The following is a 23,192-nucleotide window of genomic DNA, read 5'->3' as shown; positions in this document are numbered from 1 at the left end:
CCCGGATCGGCTCAGGTGACCCGGGACGGCTCCGCCGGCACCCCGGTCCAGGCCCGCCGCTCGGCGATGTCCCGCAGCCGGTCCATCGCGTCCCACACGTCGACGTGGCGGGTGTAGAGCGCCGCCGGGCCGAGCCGCAGCCGGTCCGGCACCCGGTAGTCGCCGACCACCCCGGCGTCGACCAGGGCCCGGGAGATCCGCAACGCCTCCGGGTGGTACAGCGACACGTGCCCGCCGCGCCGGTCCGGGTCGCGCGGGGAGGCGAGCCGGAAACCGTGCGGGACGAGCCAGACGTCGGCCAACTCGATGATCAGCTCGCCGAGCCGCAGCGACTTCTCCCGGACCCGGTCCATCCCGGCGTCGGCCAGCACGTCCAGGGCCGGGTCGAGGGCGGCCATCCCGAGCACCGGCGGGGTGCCCACCAGGAACCGCTCCGGGCCGGGCGCGGGATCGTAGCCGGCACCCATCCGGAACTGGTCGCGCTGGCCGAACCAGCCCCAGATCGGCTGGCGCAGCGACTCCTGCAACTCCCGCCGCACGTAGAGGAAGGCTGGTGCGCCGGGGCCGCCGTTGAGGTACTTGTAGGTGCAGCCGACCGCGAGGTCGGCCCCGGCGGCGGTCAGGTCCAGCGGCACCGAGCCGACCGCGTGCGACAGGTCCCACAGCACCAGCGCGCCGACCCGACGGGCCGCCTCGGTCACCGCCGCGACGTCCAGCAGCGCCCCGCAGCGGTACGACACCGCCGAGAGCACCACCAGCGCCACGTCCTCGGTGAGCGCCTCGGTCAGGGTGGCCTGGTCCAGCCCCTCGTCCAGGTCGGAGGGGAGCAGCCGCAGGGCGAGCCCCCGCTGGGCGGCCAACCCCTCCAGCAGGTAACGGTCGGTGGGGAACTCCTCGGCGTCGGCCAGGATCGTGCCCCGGCCGGGCCGGGCGTCCAGCGCGGCGGCGGCCAGCTTGTAGAGGTTGACCGAGGTCGAGTCGGAGACGATCACCTCGCCGTCGCGGGCGCCCAGCGCGTGGGCGGCGATCCGGTCACCGATGCGGCGCGGCCACTCGATCCAGGTCGGCCAGCTGCGGACCAGTTCGGTGCCCCAGCCGTCGCGGACCAGGTCGGCCAGGTGGTCGCCGGTGGCGGCCGGCAGCCGGCCCAGCGAGTTGCCGTCGAGGTAGAGCAGGTCGTCCACCACGAACCGGTCCCGCAGGCCGGCCAGCGGATCGGTGGCGTCCCGCTCCTGCGCGACGTGTCGGGATGTCGGTGTGGTCATGGTGTCCTCCCTCCGCCCGGGGACACCCGGGCCGATGCAGGCTAGCCGATCGGCCCGGCGACCCGTAAGGGCCGGTGGACCAGTCACCCCGTACCCTGTCGGGTCGGCCGCGGGTCAGCCGACCGGGACGGTGGCGGTGACGGTGGCCTGGTCGATGTCGCTGGTGCGGACGGTGAACCGGATCGTCCAGTCCCCGCGCGCCGGCAGGCTGATCTCGGCGCTGCCGTGGTGCGGCTCCGGGCTCTCCACCGGCACCGTCATCGGTTCGATCCCGGCGGCCGGCAGGGCGAGGCTGACCGTCCACTGGGCCACCGGCAGCGGCTGCCCCTGCGGGGTGTAGACGTAGGCGTGCAGCGAGTTCGGCACCCCCACCCGGACCGGGTAGATGTCGAACTGGAGGGTGTAGCCGGCGCTGGTGAGAGTCTGCGCGACGCCCTCGCGGGTGGCGCGGGCGGCCTGCGTGTCGGCGGTCCGGCCGGGCGGGGTCTGCACCAGCACGGCGGTCAGCGCCAGCACCACCGCCGTGGCGGCGAGTTCCACCCCGGCGGCCCGCGCCACCCGGCCCGGCCGGTCGGCGGCCCGGCCGTCGCGCACCATCCGCCGCTGCCAGGCCGCGACGCCGAGCACGGCGGCCAGCAGCGCCGCCTTGGCGCAGAGCAGTCGACCGTACGTGGTGCCGACCAGCGCGCCGGGCCGGCCGAGTTCGATCGCGGCCTGCCCGACGCCGGAGGCGACCAGCCACCCCACCGCGACGGTCGCCCACCGCGACCAGGCCGGCAGGATGCGGCCCAGCACCCGCCGGTGGGTGCCGGGCAGCACGAACACCGCCAGGGTGACCAGCCCGCCCAGCCACACGCTCATCCCGGCCAGGTGCACCAGGTCGGCGAGGATGCTCACCGGCGGCAGCGGCGAGGCCACCGGATGCCCGGCCAGCGGCCAGGTCACCAGCCCGGCCAGACCCACCACCGCCAGCGCGGTCCGCCGGCCACGCCCGGCCCGCCCGCCGGCCACCGCCGACAGCAGCCCGGCGGCGATCCCGGCCAGCGCCAGCCGCGCGCCGAGCACCGGGCCGACGTCGCTGCCCGCGACCGCCGTCAGGTCGCCGCGCGTCAGGCCGCCGACCGGCACCCCGACCATGTCGGCGGCCTGCGCCACCCACGTCCCGGCGGTGCCCACGGCCACCAGCGCCAGGCCGACGTACCCGGTGGTGGTCACCGCTCGGCGGCGGCGACGGGGCCAGCGTGCCGCGCCCAGCAGCGTGGGGCCGACCGCCAGCACCAGACCCAGGTAACCGACGTAGCGGGCGGCGGGGGTCCACCCGCCGGAGGGTCGCTCGTCCACGCTCACCGGCTCCGGCGGCGTCGCCGACGGCGCGCCGGCCGAGTAGGCGAAGCTGCCGGCGACCGGGTGGCTGTCGGCCGAGATCACCCGGTAGCTGACCAGGTAGGTGCCGAGCGGCCGGTTCGACACCCGCACCGGGATGCGCAGCGTGGCACCGTCCGCGACCGGCTCGCCGGCGGTGACCCGCCGCCCGTCCGGGCCGAGCACCTGCACCCGGCCGACGACCGGGGAGACCGACTCGCTGAAGACCAGCACCACCTCCCCGGGCGGGGTGCCGATCACCGCGTCGCGGACCGGGCTCGTCGCGACCAGCGCGGCGTGCGCGGCGGCCGGGGTCGCCGGGGTCAGCGGTACGGACAGCAGCGCGAGGAGGAACCCCAGCAGGACGGCGGAACGGGTGGTACGCACGCACAGTAGTTCGTATTTCGTGATCACATGGTTCAACCGTCACCGGAACGATCCGGCTCACCCGTCGGGTGCAGGTGCAGGGCGAGGGTCAGCAGGAGACGGGCGTCCGGGTCGTCGAGGGCCGGGCCGAACAGGCCGCGCAGCTGCCGCATCCGGTAGCGGACCGTCTGCGGGTGGGTGTGCAGGTCCGCGGCGACCGCCACCACCTGCCCCTGCCGGCGCAGCCAGCCGCGCAGCGTCTCGGCCAGCGCCCGGCGGGTGGTCGGCCGCAACCCGGCCAGCGGGGCCAGCACCGTGCCGGCGAGGTGCCCGGCCAGGCCGGGTTCCCACGCGGTGAGCAGGGTGAGCAGATGGTCGTCGCAGGACACCACCGGGTCCGGGCCGAGCGCGCCGTGCTGGTGCAGGGTCAGTGCCCGGCGGGAAAGCCGGTACGACAGCCGCGCCCGCTGCCGCCGTACCGTCGGCCCGAGCGCGGCCCGCCGCCCGACCAGCGCCTGCCGGGCCCGGTCCAGGCGTCCCGGCGTACCGGGGTCGGGCAGCACCACCCGGATGGCGTCGCCGACGACGGCGGCCAGCGCGCCCGCGCCGATGCCCCGGGCCACGTGCTCGGCGTCGGTGCCGTCGACGCTGAACACGGCCACGGTCGCCGGCAACGGCCAGCGGGCCGCGTCGGCGGCGGCGTGCAGCACCGCCCCGGTCGGCGGGTCGGGCTGCACGAGGAGGGTGACCAGCCGGCGTCGGGTGGTGGCCCAGTCCTGGGCGGTGTCGCGCTGCTCGGCGAGGAACCCCTCGGCGGCGGCCCCGGCCAGCGCGTCGACGTAGCCGAACAGCGCCCCGGCGATCACGTACAGGTCGGCCGGCGCCGGGCCGGCCGGCGCGGTGGCCTGCCTGCCGGGTCCGCCCGGCGCGGTGGCGTGTTCCACCAGGAAGGCCCAGATGTCGCGGGCCCCGAGGGTGAGCACGGTCCGCAGCGCGTCCACCCGGTGCCCCTCGCGGTACTCGGTGCGGCCCAGGGCATGGAACACCTCCCGGGTCCCGGTCAGCTCCCGGGCCGGGTCGGCGACCGCGTCGACGAAGGTGTCGACGGCGGTCTGCACGCCCAGCGCCAGGCCCTGCCCCTGCCCACCGGTCAGCGACCGGCCCTGGGCGGCCATCGCGGCCCGGACGGTGCCGAGGATCCGCTCGTGCAGCGGCCCGCGCAACCCCCGCAGGTGGTCGCCGACCGACGGCGCGAGACCGGCGAGACCGGGCTCGATGTCGAGCAGGGCGTCCGACACGATCGGCCATCCTTTGTCATCGGGGTGATAATTCCGGCGGTGAATACTGCGCCCCGGCACGGATCATTTTGGCACCGCGCTACCTAGGGTCGGCGCATGGAGACGGATGTCATCGTGATCGGCGCCGGCCTGGCCGGCCTGGTCGCCGCCGCCGAGGCCGCCGACGCGGGCCGCCGGGTGCTGCTGGTGGACCAGGAGTCGGAGCACAACCTCGGCGGGCAGGCGTTCTGGTCGTTCGGCGGGCTGTTCTTCGTCGACTCGCCCGAGCAGCGGCGGATGGGCATCCGCGACTCGGTCGAGCTGGCCTGGCAGGACTGGACCGGCAGCGCCGCCTTCGACCGGCCCGAGGACCACTGGCCGCGCCAGTGGGCGCAGGCGTACGTGCACTTCGCCGCCGGGGAGAAGCGGGCCTGGCTGCGGTCGATGGGGCACCGGGTCTTCCCGGTGGTGAGCTGGGCCGAGCGGGGCGGGGGAGCGGCCCACGGGCACGGCAACTCGGTGCCCCGGTTCCACGTCACCTGGGGCACCGGCCCCGGCGTCGTCGAGCCGTTCGCCAGGCGGGTCCGGCAGGCCGTCGAACAGGGCCGGGTGACGCTGCTGTTCCGGCACCGGGTCGACGAGCTCGTCACCACCGGGGGCGCCGTCACCGGGGTACGCGGCGCGCTGCTCGCCCCCGACGACGCGCCCCGGGGACGCAGCAGCTCCCGGGAGGTCGTCGGCGACTTCCAGCACGACGCCCAGGCCGTGATCATCACCTCCGGCGGCATCGGCGGCAACCACGACCTCGTCCGGCGGGCCTGGCCGGCCCGGCTCGGCACCCCGCCCACCCGGATGGTCACCGGCGTCCCCGCCCACGTCGACGGCCGGATGCTCGCCATCACCGAGATCGCCGGCGGGCAGGTGATCAACCCGGACCGGATGTGGCACTACACCGAGGGGCTGCGCAACTGGGACCCGATCTGGCCCCAGCACGGCATCCGCATCCTGCCCGGCCCGTCCTCGCTCTGGCTCGACGCCACCGGGGCGCGGCTGCCGGCGCCGCTGTTCCCCGGCTTCGACACCCTGGCCACCCTGCGGCACCTGCGTGCCACCGGGCACGACTACAGCTGGTTCCTGCTCACCCAGAAGATCATCGAGAAGGAGTTCGCGCTGTCGGGCTCCGAGCAGAACCCCGACCTCACCGACCGCAGCGTCCGGCAGGTGCTGCAACGGGTCCGACCAGGGGCACCCGGCCCGGTCGAGGCGTTCAAGCGGCACGGGGCCGACTTCGTCGTCGCCGACACCCTGCCCGAGCTGGTGGCCGGGATGAACAAGCTGGCCGCCGAGACCGGCGGGCCGCAGCTCGACACCACCGCGCTGACCGCACTGGTCGAGGCCCGGGACCGGGAGATCGCCCACCCGTTCGGCAAGGACGCCCAGCTCGCCGCGATCCGGGGGGCCCGCCGCTACCGGGGTGACCGGCTGATCCGGGTCGCCACCCCGCACCGGCTGCTCGACCCGGCGGCCGGACCACTGATCGCGGTGCAACTGCACGTGTTGACCCGTAAGAGCCTCGGCGGCCTGCACACCGACCTGTCGGCCCGGGTGCTGCGCCCCGACGGCGAACCACTGGCCGGGGTGTACGCGGCCGGCGAGGTCGCCGGCTTCGGGGGCGGGGGCATGCACGGCTACAGCGCCCTGGAGGGCACCTTCCTCGGCGGCTGCCTCTTCTCCGGCCGCACCGCCGGTCGCGCCGCGGCGGCGGCCGTCGGCTGACCGACGCCGTCACCCGGCAACGGCCGTCGGTGGACCGCGCCTGACACCCGGTGCCGGTCTTCGGTGGACCGCGCCTGACACCCGGTGCCGGTCTTCGGTGGGGCAGCGGCCCGAGCCGGCCGGCCCGGCCGGGTCCTCGGTAGGCTCGGCTGCCGTGGACGACGACGCGCTGACCGCGATGGTGACCGTCGCGGCGGGGCAGGTGACCCTGTCCGACCGCCGCACCGAGCGCCGCTGGTCGGTCGAGGTGCCGGCGTACCGGGTCGGCGTCGTCCCGGTCACCCAGGGCTGGTACGCCCGGGTGACCGGGGAACGGCCGGGCACCGTCGCGGGCGACCGGCTGCCCGTGGAGGGGGTGTCCTGGGCGGACGCCGTGCGGTTCTGCGTCGCGCTCTCCCTTCGGGAGGGGCTGACGCCCGCCTACCGGCTGCACGACGACGGCGAGGGAGCCGACTGGGACTCCACCGCCGACGGCTACCGGCTGCCGACCGAGGCCGAGTGGGAGTACGCCTGCCGGGCCGGCACCACCGGGCCGCGCTACGGCCCGCTCGACGAGATCGCCTGGTACCGGGGCAACTCCGGTGAGCGGTCGCACCCGGTGGGCGACCGCGCGCCCAACCCGTGGGGCTTGTACGACACGCTCGGCAACGTCTGGGAGTGGTGCTGGGACGTCTACGACGCCGAGGTGTACGGCGGCTACCGGGTGTTGCGCGGGGGCGGCTGGTTCGACGAGCACTGGAGCTGCCGGGCCTCGGTACGCCGCCGCAGCCACCCGACGTTGCGGATCGACGACGTCGGTTTCCGACTGGCCCGCTCCCTGCCCCGTTGACCCCGCTCCCGCACGGCCCCCGCTCCCGCGTCGGCGGGGGAGGTGCCGGGCGGCGGGGAGGGGGGCCGCCGGTCAGGCCAGCCGGCGGGTGCTGTGCCGCACGATCAGCGGGGTGGCCAGCTCGATCCGGTGGCTGTCCAGCCCCTCCCCGGCGACCAGGGAGAGCAGCATCCGGGTCGCCATGCCGGCCATCTCGGCCAGCGGCTGACGCACGGTGGTCAGCGGCGGGGCCGCCCAGCGGGCCGAGTCGAGGTCGTCGAAGCCGACGATGCTGATGTCGTCGGGGACCCGCGCGCCGCGCTCGTAGAGTGCCTCGTAGGCCCCCAGCGCCATCTCGTCGGCGCAGGCGAACACGGCGGTGGGCGGCTGGGCGAGGTCCAGCAGGGCGTTCATCTCCCGGTAGCCCGACGGGGAGGTGAAGTCGCCGTGCCTGACGTACCCGGCGGGGATCTTGCGGTTGGCCGCGTTCATCGCGGCCCGGTACCCGTCGACCCGGGCCCGGCTGCACGGCACCGTCGGCGGGCCGCCGATCACCGCGATCCGGTGGTGACCCAGGTCGAGCAGGTGTTCGGCGGCGGCCACCCCGCCGGACCAGTTCGTCGCCCCCACCGACGGAATGCCCGCGCCGGGCTGGCCGGCCGGGTCGATGATGACCACCGGGATGCCCAGTTCTTCGAGCTGGCCCTGCTGGCTGGGGGACAGGTCGGAGAGCACGAGCAGCACCCCGTCGCAGCGGCGCTTGGAGAGCTGCTCGATCCACCGCCGGTCGGGGCGGCTGCGGCTGCGCCCGTGCACGGCGGAGACGACCACGCCGACGCCCGCCCGGTAGGCCAGATCCTCGACACCGTCGAGGATCTGCATCGCCCAGGGGCTGCCGAGATCCCGGAAGACCAGGTCGATGAGGCCGGCCGCGCCGGGCACCGCGGGCGCCCGGCGGGCGGTGTACGACCGCCGGTCGAGCAGGTCCTGGATCCGACGTCGGGTCGCCGGGGCGACGTCGGGTCGACCGTTGAGCACCTTCGAGACGGTGGGCACGGACACCCCCGCGGCGGTCGCGATCTCCGACAGCGTCGCCCGGTCCTCCGCCATGCCCATCTCCTCCGCAGTCGTACGCCCGTCGGCAGCATAGCCCGAAAGTTTCGGAGGTCGGGTGACGCCCTGGTCGTCGCGGCGATGCGACCGCCCGGAGCCGGCCGGTCGGGGAGCACCTACCCTGGTGCCGGCCCGAGTGACAGTGGGCCGTCGACAAACCGAAACTTTCCCGAAACCGACTTGTCCGGTGCGGTGGGTCGGACCGGGAGACGCCGGACCTTCGCGTCCCGTCCGATTTCTGCTGCGGCGACGCATACGGCATGCTGTGCCGCAACGGCAGGAGACTCTGCCGGTGGCCGGCGACGAACCGCGGACACGCGGTCGTCCCTGCGCGAGACGTGCGGGAGGGCGGGGCGGCGATGGCCGAGGCTGAGGCGGGGCGTTCCGTGTTCACCGGTGCCAGCGAGATGGCGGCCCGGATGCGCGCCTTCGACTGGCCCGCCACCTCGCTGGGCGCGGTCGACGACTGGCCGGCGAGCCTGCGCACCGCCACCCGGATCTGCCTGACCTCCCGGTTCCCCATGATCGTCTGGTGGGGCCCGGAGTTGCGCTTCCTCTACAACGACGCCTACGGCCCGCTGCTCGGCAGCAAACACCCCGCCCTCGGCAAGCCCGGCGACCAGGTGTGGGGCGAGATCTGGCACATCATCGGGCCGATGCTGCACGGCGTGGTGCAGACCGGCGAGGCGACCTGGTCGGAGGACCTGCTGCTGCCGATGAACCGGCACGGCTATTGGGAGGAGACCTACTGGACGTACTCCTACAGCCCGCTGCACGACGACGACGGTGTGGTGCGCGGCGTGTTCACCGCCGTCAGCGACACCACCGAACGGGTCATCGGCCAGCGGCGGCTCGCCGCGTTGCAGGACCTCGGGGCCCAGGCCGGCACCGCCCGCACCGTCGATGAGGCGTGCGAGCTGGTCGCCGGGTCGCTCGGCCGGGCCGGGGCCGACGTGCCGTACGCGGCGGTCTACCTGCGGGGGCGCGACGGCGGGCTACGGCTGACCGCCAGCACCCGCGCCGGCGAGGTCGACCGGGCGGGCGGGGCCACCGCTGCGGTGTGGCCGGTGGCGCAGGTGCTCACCGACGGTCGCCCGGCGCACGTCACCGACCTGCTCGACCGGGCCGGCGAACTGCCGGCCGGCGGCTGGCAGACCGCACCGACCGAGGCGATGGTGCTGCCGCTGCACGGCGAGACCGGCGCCGAGGACATCGGCGTCGTCGTGCTGGCCGCCAGCGCCGGCCGGGCGCTCGACGACGGCTACCGCACCTTCTTCGACCTGGTGGCCCAGCAGAGCGCCGCCCTGATCAACGGCGCGGTCGCCTACGAGGTGCAGCAGCAGCGGGCCGAGGAACTCGTCGAGCTGGACCGGGCCAAGACGGCGTTCTTCTCCAACATCAGCCACGAGTTCCGCACCCCGCTGACGCTGATCAGCGGCCCGTTGCAGGAGCTGCGGGCCCGGCTGGGCGACGGGGACGCGCAGGTCCGCGACGAACTGGACGTCATGCACCGCAACGCGTTGCGGCTGGGCAAGCTGGTCACCGCGCTGCTCGACTTCTCCCGCATCGAGGCCGGCCGGATGCAGGCCAGCTACGAGCCCGTCGACCTGTCCCGGTTCACCGCCGAGCTGGCCAGCGTGTTCCGGGCGGCCGTCGAACGCGCCGGCCTCACCCTCGACGTGGACTGCCCGTCGCTGTCCGGGCCGGTGCACGTCGACCGGGCGATGTGGGAGAAGGTGGTGCTCAACCTGCTCAGCAATGCCCTCAAGTTCACCTTCCACGGCGGCATCCGGGTCACCGTGGCCGACCGCGACGGCACCCCGACGGTGCAGGTCGCCGACACCGGCATCGGGGTGCCGGCCGACGAGATCCCCCGGCTGTTCGAGCGCTTCCACCGGGTGCCGCAGGCCCGCTCCCGGTCCCACGAGGGCAGCGGCATCGGCCTGGCCCTGGTCCGGGAACTGGTCGGCCTGCACGGCGGCACGATCACCGTGGACAGCACCCCGGACGTCGGCACCACCTTCACCGTACGGCTGCCGTACGGTGTCGCCCACCTGCCCGCCGAACACGTCGTCACCGGCGTCGGCGCGCCGGTGCCGTCGGACAGCGCCGAACCGTTCGTCGCCGAGGCGCTGCGCTGGCTGCCGGCCGCCGGCACCGACGACCGGCCGACGCCGCAGCCGTCGCCGGTCGACCTGCCGGGCGCGGACCGACCCCGGGTGCTGATCGCCGACGACAACGCCGACATGCGCGAGTACCTGCACCGGCTGCTGCGGTCCCGCTACGACGTCACCGCCGTCGGCGACGGGCTCGCCGCGTTGGCCCAGGCCCGCACCGCACCGCCCGACCTGATCGTCAGCGACGTGATGATGCCCGGCCTGGACGGGCTCGAACTGGTCGCCGCGCTGCGCGCCGAACCCCGCACCATGGGGGTGCCGGTGCTGCTGCTGTCGGCCCGCGCCGGCGGAGAGGCCGCCGTCGAGGGGTTGGAGGCCGGAGCCGACGACTACCTGGTCAAGCCGTTCTCCGCCGAGGAACTGCTGGCCCGGGTCCGGGCCAACGTCGACCTGGCCCGGTTGCGTAACCACCACGCCAACTGGCGGACCGCGATGATCAACTCGTTGCAGGAGGGGTTCTTCGTCCTGGACGCCGACGGCGCGCTGGTCGAGATGAACACCGCCTTCGCCGAGCTGTTCGGCTACGGCCCCGAGGGCCTGCCCTACCGACCCCGCTATCCGTGGTGGCCCGACGACGTCGCCGACGCCTCGGCCAACCGGCTGGTGGCCGACGCGTTCGCCCAGGCGATGACCGTCGCCCACGGATCGTTCGTGGTGCCGCTGCGGCACCGCGACGGGCACCGCCTCTGGACGGCGGTCGCCTTCAACGCGGTCACCGACGACCAGGGCCGGCGGATGGTCGTCGGCACCATCCGCGACGTCACCGCCGAACGGTACGCGGTGCAGCGGGAAACCGCCCTGAGCACCCTCAACCAGCGGCTGTCCCGGGCCGCCAGCACCAGCGAGGCGTTGCGCGCCGGCGTCGAGGAGCTACGGCAGCTCTGGCAGGCCCACCGGACGGTCGCCACCCTCTGGGCACCCGACGGCACACCGGCGGTGACCGCCACCCCCGGCACCGACTGGGGGCAACTGCCCGACCCGGTCCGCGAGACGGTCACCGCGCTGCGGGCGCAGCCGCCTCTGCGGATCACCATCGACGCCGCCACCGGGGCCCGGCCCGCAGGCGTCGGCACCACTGTCGACTCGCCGCAGGGTCCGCTGGTGATCTGGCTCGAACTCGACCCGGCACGCGGCTTCGGCACCGAGGACCAGATGCTCCTGTTGCTGCTGTGCGGGGCGCTCGGGCAGGCGTTGCACCGGGCCCACGCCGCCGACCAGCAACGGGAGGTGGCGGTCGCCCTGCAACGCTCCATCCTCGGCCCGGCCGAACTGCCCGCCGGGTTCGCCGTCCGCTACGAGCCGGCGACCCGCCCCCTGGAGGTCGGCGGCGACTGGTACGACGCGGTGGACCTGCCCGACGGCCGGATCGGCATCGTCGTCGGCGACTGCGTCGGCCGGGGCCTGCCCGCCGCCGCCGTGATGGGCCAACTGCGCAGCGCCTGCCGGGCGCTGCTGCTGGAGGCGTCCGGCCCGGCGCAGGTGCTCACCGCCCTGGACCGGTTCGCCCGGATGCTGCCCGGTGCGGCCTGCACCACCGTGTTCTGCGGCATCCTCGACCCGGAGAGCGGGAAGCTGACCTACAGCAGCGCCGGGCATCCACCGGCGATCCTCACCCACCCCGACGGCCACACCGAGTTGCTGGCCGCCGGCCGGGGCAGCCCGCTGGGCATCCCGTCGCGCGGTGGCCGCCCCGACGCGGCAGCCGTCGTGCCGCCCCGGGCCGTGCTGCTGCTCTACACCGACGGCCTGGTGGAACGCCGCCGCCAGTCGCTCGACACCGGCATCGCGCTGGCCGCCTCCGCCGTCCGGGAGGACCACACCGCCGGGGTGGAGCAGCTCGCCGACCGGGTGATGCAACGGATGACCCCGCAGGGCGGGTACGACGACATCGCCCTGCTGCTCTACCGTCACCCGGCACCGTTGGAGCTGTCGTTCCCCGCCGACCGGTCGCAGATGGCCCCGGTGCGTTCCACCCTGCGCCAGTGGTTGCGCCGCACCGGTGCCGACCCGCACCTGGCCCAGGATGTGCTGGTGGCCACCGGTGAGGCCTGCGCCAACGCGGTCGAGCATGGTCACCGCGACGCCCGTCCCGGGCTGATCCGGCTGCTCGCGGTGGCCGCGGGCACCGACCTGTTCGTCACGGTGGTCGACTCCGGACGGTGGAAGGTGCCCGAGATTGACCACGACCGGGGACGCGGCATCAACCTGATGCGCGCGTTGATGTCGCACGTGCACATCCGGACCACCGACGCCGGCACCACCGTCGAGCTGCACACGAGGATTCCCGTATGAACACGCCCCTGGACCTGGCCACCGGCCGGCAGCCCGACGGCGCCCCGCTGGTGACCGTCGCCGGTGAGATCGACATGAGCAACGCCGACCGGTTCCGGGCGGCGATCGCCGACGCGCTGGTCGACGGGCACCTGCTGACCGTGGACCTGACCGGGGTGGAGTACCTCGACAGCGCCGCGCTCGCCGCGTTGTTCGCCCACGTCGACCGGTTGCGGGTGGTGGCGAACCCGTTGCTGGCCAGCGTCCTGACCATCTCCGGCCTGGCCGAGCTGACCACGGTGACCTTCGCCGACTGACCCCGCCCGGCTGCCGGCCGCGCTCCGTACGACCACCCGACGGCGACACCCGGCTGCCGCGACCCCGCCGGTTCGGGTGGTGCGTCAGGCGACGATCGGAGATCCGACAGCCCTCCGGTGACCGGCACCCTACGCTCGCCCTGCCGCCGCCGAGCGGGAAGCGGGTGACGCATGGGCAGCACCGACCACCGTCCACTCCCGACCGATGCGCAAGCCCCGGCCGATGCCGCCCCACCCGCCGTCCGCGCCGATGCCGCCCCACCGGCGGGTACCCCGTCCGGTGCCGCGGCGGTGCCGGGTCCGCCGCCGGCCGGCCTGCCGCGTCGCCGCCGGCCCACCCGGCTGCGCTGGCTGCACCTGCTGATGTTGCTCTGCCTGGCCGGGGTGGGGGTGGCGGCCGGCGACGCCGTCTTCGTCGTGCACGACCTGGGCCGCTGGGGCGAGGTCCAGGCGTGCGCGGCACTCGACGACCTCCCGCCGGACGGCGGGGAGGCCGCCCGGTTACTCGGTCGGGGCGCGCGGTACGACCGGTGCGCCGCGGGTTTCGAGCTGGTCCGGGGGTTGGCCCAGCTCGGCGGGGCGGTGGGGGTGCTCGGGCTCGCCGGGGTGGCCGTGCTGCTCGACGGCCTGTCCGCGCGCCACGCCGTGTGGCGTCGGGTCCGCCGTCGCCCGGCCGGTGAACGGGGTGTCGCGGTGGTGCGGGAACGCTTCGAGCACTGGTGCGACACGCTCGGGCTCGACCGGCGTCGGCCCCGGCTCGTCGTCGCGCCGGTCGGCGTCCGGCAGGCGTACACCACGGCGGTGCCGTTCGGCCGGCCGCTGGTGGTGGTGCCGGTGGCCCACGCGTACGGCCGCCCGGACCTGCTCGACCTGGTGCTGCTGCACGAGTTGGCGCACGTGCGGGCCCGGGATGTGGCGTGGGCGTCGGCGACCCGGTGGACCGGTGGGCTCATCCTGCCGGTCCTGGTGCTGGTGGTGACGCCGGTGCTGGTCGATCCGGGGCCGGCGACCCGGTACTACGTGCTGACCCTGCCGGTCACCGCGCTGTTCGCGGCCGGGACGCTGCTGTCGCGGGCGGCGGTGCTGCGCCGCCGTGAGCACGCCGCCGACCGGTTCGCGGTCGATCACGCCGACCTGCGCGACGCCCTGGCCGCCGCCGGTGGTGACGACGACCCGCCCCGTCGGGCGCGGTGGTGGTGGCCGGGCCGCTGGCTGGCCCGCCATCCGACGGGCGCGCAGCGGGTCCGGGCGCTCGACCGGGAACCGCGCTGGGAGGACGGCTTCACCGTCGCGGTGGTGGCCGGCCTGGTGGCGATGTTCGGCTTCCAGTCGCTGCTGCGGCCGCTGACGCACGGGGTCGGCGCGGTTGCGCCGGGCGACGCCGGTGACGTCGCGATGGCCGTCGCGGCCCTGTGCTGGGCCGTGGTCGTGGTGCCGCTGTGGTCCCGCCGCCCCGCGTCGGTACGTCGGCGGTGGTCCCGGATGCTCGGCTCCGGGCTCGGGCTGGCCGGCGGATACCTCCTGCCCGGCTTCGGGGCGACCAGCCCGGTGTACGGGGTGTTCCTCGCCGGCTTCCACCTCGGTGCGTTCGCCGCGCTGCTGCCGGTGCTGGTCGGGGTCGGCACGGTGGCCGTCGGGTTCGCCGAGGCGGTGGCGCGGGTGCCGTCGGGGATCCGCCGGAGGGTGACCCTGGTGGTCACGGTGCTCGCGGTGGCGGCCCTGCTGACGGCGGTCCTGACCACCGCCACCCTGCTGGTGTTCGGCCACTGGGCCTGGCACAGCGGGCCGATCGACCGGGCCCTGTGGAGCACCCCCGGTTTCGCCGCCCGGGTGGCCCTACCGGCGGTGCCGCTGGCCGCCCTGCTGCTGGTACGTCGGCCGACCCGTGCCCGCCGGCCACCGCGCCCGGCGGCCTCCCCGCCGGGCGCGCCGCCCGCGCCGGTCGCCGCCGGCCCCCGGCGGCTGATCGCGCTGATCCTGCTGACCGGCGGTACGGCGGTCGTCGCCGGCCTCGCCGCGACCGAGCTGGTCGCCGGCCGGACCGCCGGTGGGGACGCCTTCTTCCTGCTGTTCCTCCGCTGGTGGCTGTGCGCGTCGGCCGGCTGGTGGGTCGCGTCGGTGGTGCTGCTCGCCCGGGGGGTCCGGGGCATCGCCGTGGCCTGGACGGCCGGGGTCGGGGTCACCGTCGCCGCCGGGTCCGTCCAGTTCGCCCGGGACGTCGTCGCCGGCGTCGGCCCGGCGCCGGCGCACCTGCTCGCCTTCCTCGAACGGCCGGCGTGGCTGCTGCTCGCCGCGCTGGTGGTCACGTCGCCCCCGGTGCTGCTCCTGCGTGAGCTGTGGACCGGGTGCCGGGCGTGGGCCCGCCGCCGCCGGCCGGCGCGCCGCCACGGTCCCTGGGCGTCCTGGCCGCCGCCGGTGCTCGCGGCGCTGGTGGCCGTGGCGGTGGCCGGTGGGGTGGCGGCGGGTTGGACCGCGCCGGTGACCGGGCGGGCCGGCGACTGGGATCTGCTGCGGTCGGCCCGGGTGGAACCCGCCGCGCCGGACGACGGACGTCCTCGACCGGCAGCCCGGGACCCGGGCCGGCCGCTGGACCGGGCCGCGGTCGACGCCGCCCTGGCCGAGGCGCGACGCAGCCTGCCGGCGGACTGGACTCCCGCGCCGGGGCTCAGCCCGTTCGGGGTGACCGACCCGGCGGGGGTGCGGCCGTCGGCCTGCGCCGACCGGTTCGCCGCCGACGCCCGCGCCGAGCGGGCCCGGCCGGCGTCGGCCGAGGGCAGGGTCGTGCTGGCGGTGCCGGCCACCACGTTGCCACCGCTGGGCGCGACCTTCCAGCTGCGGCTGACGTCGTACCCGTCGGCCGACGCGGCGGCCCGGGTGCTCGCGGCGGCCCGGCAGGCCGTCACCGCCTGCCCCCGCTGGTCGTACCCGTCGGCGCTGGCCGACGGTGGCGTCGCGCACCGGTGGACGGTGGCCATGCCCCGCGCCGACCTGCCGTACGACAGCCTGCGGGTCAGGATCACCGACTCGTCGACGGTGGGCGGGTTGCCCGCCGTCGCCGGTGGGACGCGGGTCGTCGTCGCGGTGGGGCGCACCGTGCTGTCCGCCGAGATCGCCCTCGGTATCCCGTTCCGCGACCAGTTGGAGCCGAAGGAGCGACTGCTCCTGGACGACCTGGCGGTGGTCGGTGCCCGTCTGGTCGTGCACGCCCTCGATTCCTGACCGTGACCCGCCGGTACCCGACCCGCTGGCGGCGACCCTCCACCATCGACCTACCGACCCTGCGACCGATCGGCGGTGCACCATGACGGATCTGACGGCCCGGCCGGGGCCGATGCTGCTCAGCGACCTCGCGCGGGAGGTGGTGCTGGCCGCCGCGCCGCAGGAGTCGGCGCTGCTGCCCGAGGTGACCGCCGCCTGGCTCGCCGGTGAGCTGGGGACACCGGGGCGGGGCGGGCGGTGGCACGGTGGACGGATCGGCGTCGGGCTGGATGACGGCCTGCTCGTGACGGTGGTCTACCCGGTGCTGGCGGCGGCGCTGACCCAGGTGCTGGCCCCCGCCGCCGAGCGGGGCTGGCGACGCCTGTGGCGACGGTGGCGACCGCGCTCCCGCCGTACCGACGTGGTGGTCTCCCCGGAGGTGCTGGCCCAGGCCGAGGCGGTCCGCGACGCGATCCTCACCGCCGGATCCGCCCTCGGGGTGTCCCGCCGGCGCTGCCAGCTGATCGCCGAGGCCGCGTACGCCGCCCTGCTGCGCCGCCAGCTCGGGGACGGGTCGTGACCGGGCCGAGCCGCCGCCGGCTGCTGGGGTTGGCGGGGCTCACCCTGGGCGGAATGCTGGTCGGCTGTGCCGGGCCCGGCGACCCCCGACAGTCGGCCGCCGGGCCGTCGACGCCCACGCCCGGCTCGTCGCCGACGGGTGGTCTGCCGGCCGCCGACGTCCTGGTCGACCGGCTGGCCGGCTACCCGAGCGCCTTCCGGTTCACCCCGACGAACACCACGACCACCGACGAGGCGACGGTGGCCCGGGCGCGGGTGGCGATGCGCACCGAGTTGGTGGCCTTCCTCGCCTGGGCCGGGACCAACGGGCACCCCGATCTGCGGGCGGCGTTGCCGGCCGACCCGGGCGGCGAGGGGTACCTGCTGGACCCGCTGGTCGGCAACGACGAGACCCTGGACACGGTGCCGCTGGCCGGCGCCCGGGAGCCGTTCGGGCGGCTGATTCCCGACAACGAGACGGTCAAGAGCTACCTGGGCACCCGGCAGGCCGGGTTCGCGCTGGTGATGCTGAAGGTGATGATGTCCCGGGCGGCGTACGCCGGGCTGGTCACCAACTCCCCGCTGGTCCGGGCGGCGGCCGGCAAGAACGTGGTCACCATCTATCCGGTGACCGCGCCCGAGCCGCCGGGCGGCGATAGCTACCTGTCGCTGCTGCCGGGCCTGCGTGAGGCGTTCCGGGCCGATCCGGCGCGGCGGTGGCTGGTGGCCAACCCGGGGCAGAACCTGTCCGCGGCGAACCAGCGGCGGCTGCTCGACGGCGGCGGCACGCTGCACACCGCCGACGGCTACCGGGTGGTGTACGTGGACAGCGCCCGCGCCGGCTACGTCCCGGCCGCCGTGGCGCGCGCCCTGTACGACGGGCTGCGGGAGGCGGCCACGCCCCGGTAGGCGGGCGGACCCGCCCCGAGGGGTGGGGGTCAGCCCACGGTCACCCCGAACGCGTTGCCGTCCGGGTCGGCCAGCAGGACGACCCCGTCGGCGGTGGCGTCGAGCCGGGTGGCTCCGAGGGCGACCAACCGGTCGACCTCCGTGCGGGGGTCGGTGCCGGCGGCGGCGAGGTCGAACCGTTGCGGATTGCGGCCCCGCTGCGGGGCGACGGGCGGCCCGCCCCAGGCGACCTTCGTGCCGCCGTGCGGTGCCTGGACGGCGGTCTCCTGGTCCTGGTCCCACACCAGCGGCCAGCCCAGCGCCCGGCTCCAGAAGAGGCCGACCTCGCGGGTGCCGTCGCAGGCGACCTCCCCGAGCCGGCCGCATCCGGCGAGGAAGGTGTTGCCCGGCCCGATGACGCAGAACTCGTTGCCCTCGGGGTCGGCCAGCACGACGTGCGTCTCCTCGGGGCGCTGCCCGACGTCGAGGTGGCTGCCGCCGAGGGCGATCGCCCGTGCGACCTGTAGCCGCTGGTCGTCGGGGCTGTCGCTGGTCAGGTGCAGGTGCATCCGGTGGGGTCCGGTGCGGTGCGGCTGGCCCGGCACGAACCGCAGGTCGGGTCGGGTGTCGGTGCCGGGCAGGCGTACCCCGTCGGTGCCGTCTGCGACGGTGTCCTGGCCGAGCAGGTCGGCCCAGAACCGGGCCAGTCGGGTGGGGTGCCGCGCGTCCAGGGTCAACGTCAGGTGTCGCGGGAGCATCCCGGCACCGTAGCGACCTCCGCCGGTGGGCGACAACGGTTTTACGGCGCGCGGCCACCGGGTGGCGGCAGGGGTCCGGGCGGGGGACGGGCGTTGCCGCCCGGACCTGCCTGCCGACGACGGGGGCCACCGTCCACCACATCGACCTTGATGACTTTACGGAAATGTTTCGGAAACTTCAAGTGGTCCTGGGCGTCGAACCCCTGCCCATGGGCTACATGGGCAGGGAAAACTTTCGAACTGGTGGTGGCCGGTCAGTGGCCGTGCCAGGAACGCCAGAGGGAGGCGTAGACGCCGTCGGCGGCGACCAGGTCGTCGTGCCGGCCGATCTCGGTGATCCGGCCGTCCTCCAGCACCGCAACCCGGTCGGCGTCGTGCGCGGTGTTGAGCCGGTGCGCGATGGCGATCACCGTACGGCCGGCCAGCACCGCACCGAGCGCCCGTTCGGTGCGCCTGGCGGTCGTCGGGTCCAACGCGGCGGTCGCCTCGTCGAGGATCAGGATGTCCGGGTCGGCCAGCACGAGCCGGGCCAGCGCCACCTGCTGGGCCTCGGCCGGGCCCAGGTCGCGCACCCCGGCCCCGAGCGGAGTGTCGAGACCGTCCGGCAGGTCGGCGTACCAGTCGGCCCCCACCGCGGCCAGGGCCGCCCGTAACTGCGCGTCGGTGCCGCCCGGCGCGGCGAACGCCAGGTTGTCCCGCAGCGTACCGAGGAAGACGTGGTGTTCCTGGGTGACCAGGGCGATCCGGCGGCGGCGTTCGGCCGGGTCGAGGTCGGTGACCGCGACCCCGCCGAGGCTCACCATCCCCCGGGCGGGCACGTCGATGCCGGCGAGCAACCGGGCCAGGGTGGACTTGCCCGCCCCGGAGGGGCCGACCACGGCCAGCCGTTCCCCCGCCGCGACCGTCAGGTCGATGCCGTGCAGCACCTGCGGGCCGTCCGCGTACCGGAACGTCGCCCCGCGCACCTGCACCACGCGCCCGGTGGGCAGAGCCGCCCGGCCCCGGGGTTCCGGCGGCACCTGCCCCACCCCGAGCACCCGGGCGTACGAGGCGATGCCGCGCTGCGCCTGCTCCACCCACAGCAACAGCCGGTCCAGCGGGTCGACCGCCTGTTGCAGGTAGAGCGCGGCGGCGACCACCTCACCCAGACTGACCCGCCCCCGCGACAGCAGCACACCCCCGGTGATCAGCACGGCGGCGATCGGGATCGGATAGCTGCCCTCCACCACCGGGAAGAACACCGACCGCAGGGCGAGGGTGGCCCGCCGGGTGGTCCACACCGCGCCGATCCGGGCGGTGCCGTGGGCGACCCGGTCGCCGCCCAACCGCAGCGCCTCGATGGTCCGCGCGCCCTCGGCGGTCGTGGTGAGCGCCTCGGTCAGCTCCGCCGTCGCCGCCCCCTCGGCCAGGTAGGCCGGGGCGGCCCGGCGCAGGTACCAGCGCACCACCATCGCGATCGACGGGAGCCCGGCGAGCGCGACCAGGCCGAGCAGCGGGTCCAGCAGGAACACCGCGCCGAACAGCAGCGTCAACTGGGTCCCCGCGATGACCACCACCGGCACCACGTCGCGCAGCATGGTGCCCACCGTGGACACGTCCACCGAGCTGCGGGTGGCCAGGTCACCGGTGCCGGCGTGCTCGACCACCGAGACGGGCAGGCCCAGCAGCCGGGTCACGAAGTCCTCGCGGAGCCGGGCGACCGCCCGCTCACCGAACCGGTGCCCGGCGTACTGGGCGTAGCGGGCGAGCAGCCCCTGCGCCAGCACGCAACCGCCGATGGCCAGCGCCGACCGGTCCACCGCGCCCGCCCCGGCTCCGGCCGTGACCTGGTCGACGATCCGCCCGATCAGCCACGGCGCGGCCAGCCCGGCGAGGGCGGCGGCGCTGTGCAACGCCAGCACCCCGACGACCGCCCACCGGTCGCCCGCGAGCATGTCACGGGCGGCCCGCCGGACCACCGTCGGGCCCGCGACCGGCAGCTTCGTCATCGGCCGGTCCGCCCCGCAGGCGTGTCGTCGGTGCCGCTGGTGCGGGAGACCAGCCGCCGGTAGTCCGGGTCGGCGGCCAGCAGCGCGGCGTGCGTCCCGGTGCCGGTGACCCGGCCGGCGCGCAGGTGGACGACCGTGTCGGCGTGCCCGAGCAGCACCGGTGAGGTGCTCAGCAACACCGTCGTGCGTCCCGTACGGGCCTGCCGCAGGCGCTGCGCCACCCGGGCCTCGGTGTGCGCGTCCACCGCCGACGTCGGGTCGACCAGGATCAGCACCTCCGGGTCGGCGAGCAGGGCACGGGCCAGCCGGACCCGCTGCCGCTGACCGCCGGAGAGGGTACGGGCCCGTTCGCCGACCGGGGCGTCGAGGCCGTCGGGCAGCCCCTCGACGATGTCGCGGGCCGACGCCACGTGCAACGCCGCGTCGATCCGGGCGTCGTCGACGGTGTCGTGCGGGCCGACGAGGACCTGCCGCAGCGTCCCGGCGAAGAGGTATCCGTCGTGGTCGGCGACGAGGATGCGGGAGCGCACCTCGTCGAGGTCGACGGCCGTCAGCGCAACTCCGCCCCAGGTGACCGCGCCGGTGACGTACCGGCCCAGCCGGTCGGCCAGGGCCACCGCGTCGGCCGGGTCGTCGGCGGCGACGCCGACCAGCCGGCCCACCGGGACGGTCAGCCCGCTGTCCGGGTCATGCAGCGGGGCCGGGCCGGCCGGGGCGGGACATGTCGGCGGGCCGCCCACCGGGTCGGGGTCGAGCCGGAGCAGGTCGACGATCCGCCGGGCCGCGACCCGGCCCTGGATCAGCTGGTAACTGCCCTCCAGCAGGAACCAGACCGGCACGATGAGCACGGCCACGTAGCCGTAGACGGCCACCAGTTGCCCGACGGTGATCCCGCCCGCCACGGCGGTGCGGGCGGCCAACCACACCACCACGGCGAGGAACACGCCCGGGATGACCGTGGTCAGCGCGTCGACCCAGCTGAGCACCGCGCCGACCCGGTAACCCTCGGCCCGCAGCCGTTGCGACCGGGCGGCGTACCGGCGGGCGAACAGGTGCCGGCCGCCGACCCCGGCGAGCACCCGCAGGCCGGCGACGATGTCGTCGGCCCGGGTGGTCAGCTCGCCCTGCTGCTGCCGGTAGACCGCCTCGGCCCGCTCCAGGCGGCGCAGCAGCGGGCCGACGACCAACGCGACCACCGGCACCCCGAGCAGCGTCACCAGCGCCAGCACCGGGTCGATCGACCAGAGGACCACGGCCGCCACCGCGTACGCCAGCACCGCCCCCACCCCCGGGCCGGTCAGGGTGAGCACCTGCGAGGTGCGCACGATGTCGTACCCGCCGACGGTGGCGACGTCACCGGCGGCGAGCCGGCGGGGGAGAACCGCGCCGACCCGGGCGAGCTGCCGCAGCAGCACGGCCGCCGAGCGGGCGCTGGCGTCCTCGCGGATGAACGTCATCGTCCGGTGCCGCATGATGCCCAGCCAGGCCAACACCGCCCCGGCGGCCACGATCGCGGCGACCCAGCCGAGCAACGCCCGTAGGTCGCCGGTGCGCAGCCCGTCGTCGACGGCGCGGGCGACCAGGAACGGCCGCACCGACAGCCCCACCATCCAGGCCGTGCCGAACAGCGAGCCGCGCAGCACCCGCCACGGCTGGCAGCGGACCAGCCACCAGATGTACCGCAGCGGCCCCGCCGTGTCCGGGGTGCCCGGGTCCGGATGGGGCAGGCGTGGAGGCACCGACCCAGGCTAGTCACCGGCCGCCGGCCGCACCGGCCCGTCCGGGGCCACCGCGCGGTGGCGTACACCTCAGTGCCCGGCCCGGTGGCGGCGTTGACGCGGCGTACGACGACCGGCAAGCTCCTGTGTTCGGATCGTCGGCGGCGGGCGTCGCCGGCCACGGCGGGGGAGGGTCGATGGCGTGGCGGACGGCCACCCGTGGGTCGGCGCTGCTCACCGCGCTGCTCGTGGTCGGCACGGCGACGGTGGCCGTCCCCGGCCCGGCCCGCGCGGCGACGCCGCCCACGGTGTGCCGGATCCGCGACGGGCGGCTGACCGAGATCTCCGGCATGGTGGCCACCGACTCCGGGTTCGTGATGGTCAACGACGGTGCCGACGAGGCGTCCCACCGCCGCATCTTCTTCCTCGACACCCGGTGCGCGGTCGTGCGGACGGTGGCCTACCCGTCGCGGCCCCGCGACACCGAGGACCTGGCGGTCGGCCCGGACGGCACGGTCTGGGTCGCCGACATCGGCGACAACGACCGGACCCGGTCGACGGTGGCGCTGTGGACACTGCCGCCCGGAGCCCGTCGACCGGTGCTGCACCGCCTGACCTACCCCGACGGGGCACACGACGCGGAGGCGCTGCTGCTCGACGGGGCCGGCCGCCCGGTGGTGGTGACCAAACAGGGCGGCAGCGCCGGCGTCTACCTGCCGGCCGGGCCGCTGCGGGCCGGCGCGACCGTGCCGTTGACGCTGGCCGGGCAGGTCCGGTTGCCGCTCACCACCACCCCGAACCCGTACTCGTTCTTCGGCCGCCGGCTGGTCACCGGCGGGGCCGTAGCCCCGGACGGCCGTGCGGTGGTGCTGCGCAGCTACGCCGACGCCTTCGAGTACGAGGTCACCGACGGCGACGTGGTGGCCGCGCTGACCGGCGGCACGCCCCGGATCGTGGCGCTGCCCGACGAGCCGCAGGGCGAGTCGGTCAGCTACAGCCGCGACGGCCGCTTCCTGCTCACCGTCTCCGAGACCGCCGGCCAGCCGCCCGGCACCCGGCCGACGGTGCTGCGCTACGCCCGCCCGGCGGCCCGCACACCGGCCGCGTCGTCCCCGCCCGCCCCGACGGCATCCGACCGGGCACCGGCAGCGTCCAGCGCGTCCCCGACGGCGGTGTCCCCGGGCGCGGCCCCCGCCGCCGGTCCCCGGGCGGCCGTCGGCGGGACCCGGTCACTGCTGCTGGGGGTCGGGGTGATCGTCGCCGGCCTGCTGCTGGCGGTGCTGGTCGGGGTCGTCCGGGCGCGGTCGGCCCACCGCTGGCCCGGGGACGACGACGCAGCGGCATCCCGGTGA

The 23,192-nt window shown here is 75.8% G+C and carries 15 protein-coding genes; 8 read left to right on the top strand and 7 right to left on the bottom strand.

Going from position 1 to position 23,192, the window contains the following annotated elements:
- Positions 1-11: 11 nt before the first annotated feature.
- The 3 genes from kynU to JQN84_RS32095 all read right to left on the bottom strand — a co-directional run bounded on the left by kynU (position 12) and on the right by JQN84_RS32095 (position 4,291).
- A complete protein-coding gene (kynU, locus tag JQN84_RS19855; RefSeq protein WP_204959878.1) occupies positions 12-1,265 on the bottom strand; it encodes a kynureninase in 1,254 nt (417 codons plus the stop codon).
- A 114-nt stretch (positions 1,266-1,379) separates the two neighbouring features.
- Complete coding sequence (locus JQN84_RS19850; RefSeq protein ID WP_307821343.1) at positions 1,380-3,014, bottom strand: copper resistance CopC/CopD family protein; 1,635 nt, start codon at positions 3,012-3,014, stop codon at positions 1,380-1,382.
- 32 nt (positions 3,015-3,046) lie between these two features.
- A complete protein-coding gene (locus JQN84_RS32095; protein WP_204959875.1) occupies positions 3,047-4,291 on the bottom strand; it encodes a PucR family transcriptional regulator in 1,245 nt (414 codons plus the stop codon).
- A gap of 96 nt (positions 4,292-4,387) precedes the next feature.
- On the opposite strand from JQN84_RS32095, the gene JQN84_RS19840 reads away from it, so the two are divergent.
- Together JQN84_RS19840 and JQN84_RS19835 are read left to right on the top strand one after the other, a co-directional pair.
- Positions 4,388-6,046, top strand: a complete 1,659-nt coding sequence (locus JQN84_RS19840; protein ID WP_204959874.1) for an FAD-binding dehydrogenase — start codon at positions 4,388-4,390, stop codon at positions 6,044-6,046.
- 178 nt (positions 6,047-6,224) lie between these two features.
- Entirely contained in the window at positions 6,225-6,875 is a 651-nt protein-coding gene (locus JQN84_RS19835) for a formylglycine-generating enzyme family protein (RefSeq protein ID WP_204960325.1), read from the top strand.
- Positions 6,876-6,947: 72 nt separating this feature from the next.
- On the opposite strand, the gene JQN84_RS19830 is transcribed toward JQN84_RS19835, so the two are convergent.
- Positions 6,948-7,964, bottom strand: a complete 1,017-nt coding sequence (locus JQN84_RS19830; RefSeq protein ID WP_204959873.1) for a LacI family DNA-binding transcriptional regulator — start codon at positions 7,962-7,964, stop codon at positions 6,948-6,950.
- Positions 7,965-8,326: 362 nt separating this feature from the next.
- On the opposite strand from JQN84_RS19830, the gene JQN84_RS19825 reads away from it, so the two are divergent.
- From JQN84_RS19825 to JQN84_RS19805, 5 genes are all read left to right on the top strand, one after another.
- The gene (locus JQN84_RS19825) at positions 8,327-12,436 is read left to right on the top strand and encodes a SpoIIE family protein phosphatase (RefSeq protein ID WP_204959872.1); all 4,110 of its coding nucleotides are present in this window, start codon (positions 8,327-8,329) and stop codon (positions 12,434-12,436) included.
- A complete protein-coding gene (locus JQN84_RS19820) occupies positions 12,433-12,732 on the top strand; it encodes an STAS domain-containing protein (protein WP_204959871.1) in 300 nt (99 codons plus the stop codon). Before JQN84_RS19825 ends, JQN84_RS19820 begins: the two co-directional genes overlap by 4 nt.
- Positions 12,733-13,023: 291 nt before the next feature.
- Positions 13,024-15,951, top strand: a complete 2,928-nt coding sequence (locus tag JQN84_RS19815) for a M48 family metalloprotease (RefSeq protein WP_204959870.1) — start codon at positions 13,024-13,026, stop codon at positions 15,949-15,951.
- 82 nt (positions 15,952-16,033) lie between these two features.
- Positions 16,034-16,510 (top strand): hypothetical protein, encoded by a 477-nt coding sequence (locus tag JQN84_RS19810; RefSeq protein ID WP_204959869.1) that lies wholly within the window; start codon positions 16,034-16,036, stop codon positions 16,508-16,510.
- Complete coding sequence (locus JQN84_RS19805; RefSeq protein ID WP_204959868.1) at positions 16,507-17,397, top strand: hypothetical protein; 891 nt, start codon at positions 16,507-16,509, stop codon at positions 17,395-17,397. Before JQN84_RS19810 ends, JQN84_RS19805 begins: the two co-directional genes overlap by 4 nt.
- 29 nt (positions 17,398-17,426) lie before the next feature.
- Here the strand turns inward: JQN84_RS19805 and JQN84_RS19800 are convergent, their stop codons facing one another.
- The 3 genes from JQN84_RS19800 to JQN84_RS19790 all read right to left on the bottom strand — a co-directional run bounded on the left by JQN84_RS19800 (position 17,427) and on the right by JQN84_RS19790 (position 21,765).
- Positions 17,427-18,134, bottom strand: a complete 708-nt coding sequence (locus JQN84_RS19800) for a VOC family protein (protein WP_204959867.1) — start codon at positions 18,132-18,134, stop codon at positions 17,427-17,429.
- A gap of 254 nt (positions 18,135-18,388) precedes the next feature.
- Positions 18,389-20,122, bottom strand: coding sequence for an ABC transporter ATP-binding protein (locus JQN84_RS19795; protein WP_204959866.1), 1,734 nt, complete (start codon positions 20,120-20,122; stop codon positions 18,389-18,391).
- Positions 20,119-21,765, bottom strand: coding sequence for an ABC transporter ATP-binding protein (locus tag JQN84_RS19790; protein WP_204960324.1), 1,647 nt, complete (start codon positions 21,763-21,765; stop codon positions 20,119-20,121). Before JQN84_RS19790 ends, JQN84_RS19795 begins: the two co-directional genes overlap by 4 nt.
- Before the next feature lie 272 nt (positions 21,766-22,037).
- Between JQN84_RS19790 and JQN84_RS19785 the strand changes: the two genes are divergently transcribed.
- Entirely contained in the window at positions 22,038-23,192 is a 1,155-nt protein-coding gene (locus JQN84_RS19785; RefSeq protein WP_204959865.1) for an NHL repeat-containing protein, read from the top strand.

The sequence above is a fragment of the Micromonospora humidisoli genome, assembly GCF_016900955.1.
Classification (GTDB): Bacteria; Actinomycetota; Actinomycetes; order Mycobacteriales; family Micromonosporaceae; genus Micromonospora; species Micromonospora wenchangensis.
Note: the sequence above shows the minus strand (reverse complement) of the source record. Positions and strands in the feature narration are given on the sequence as shown.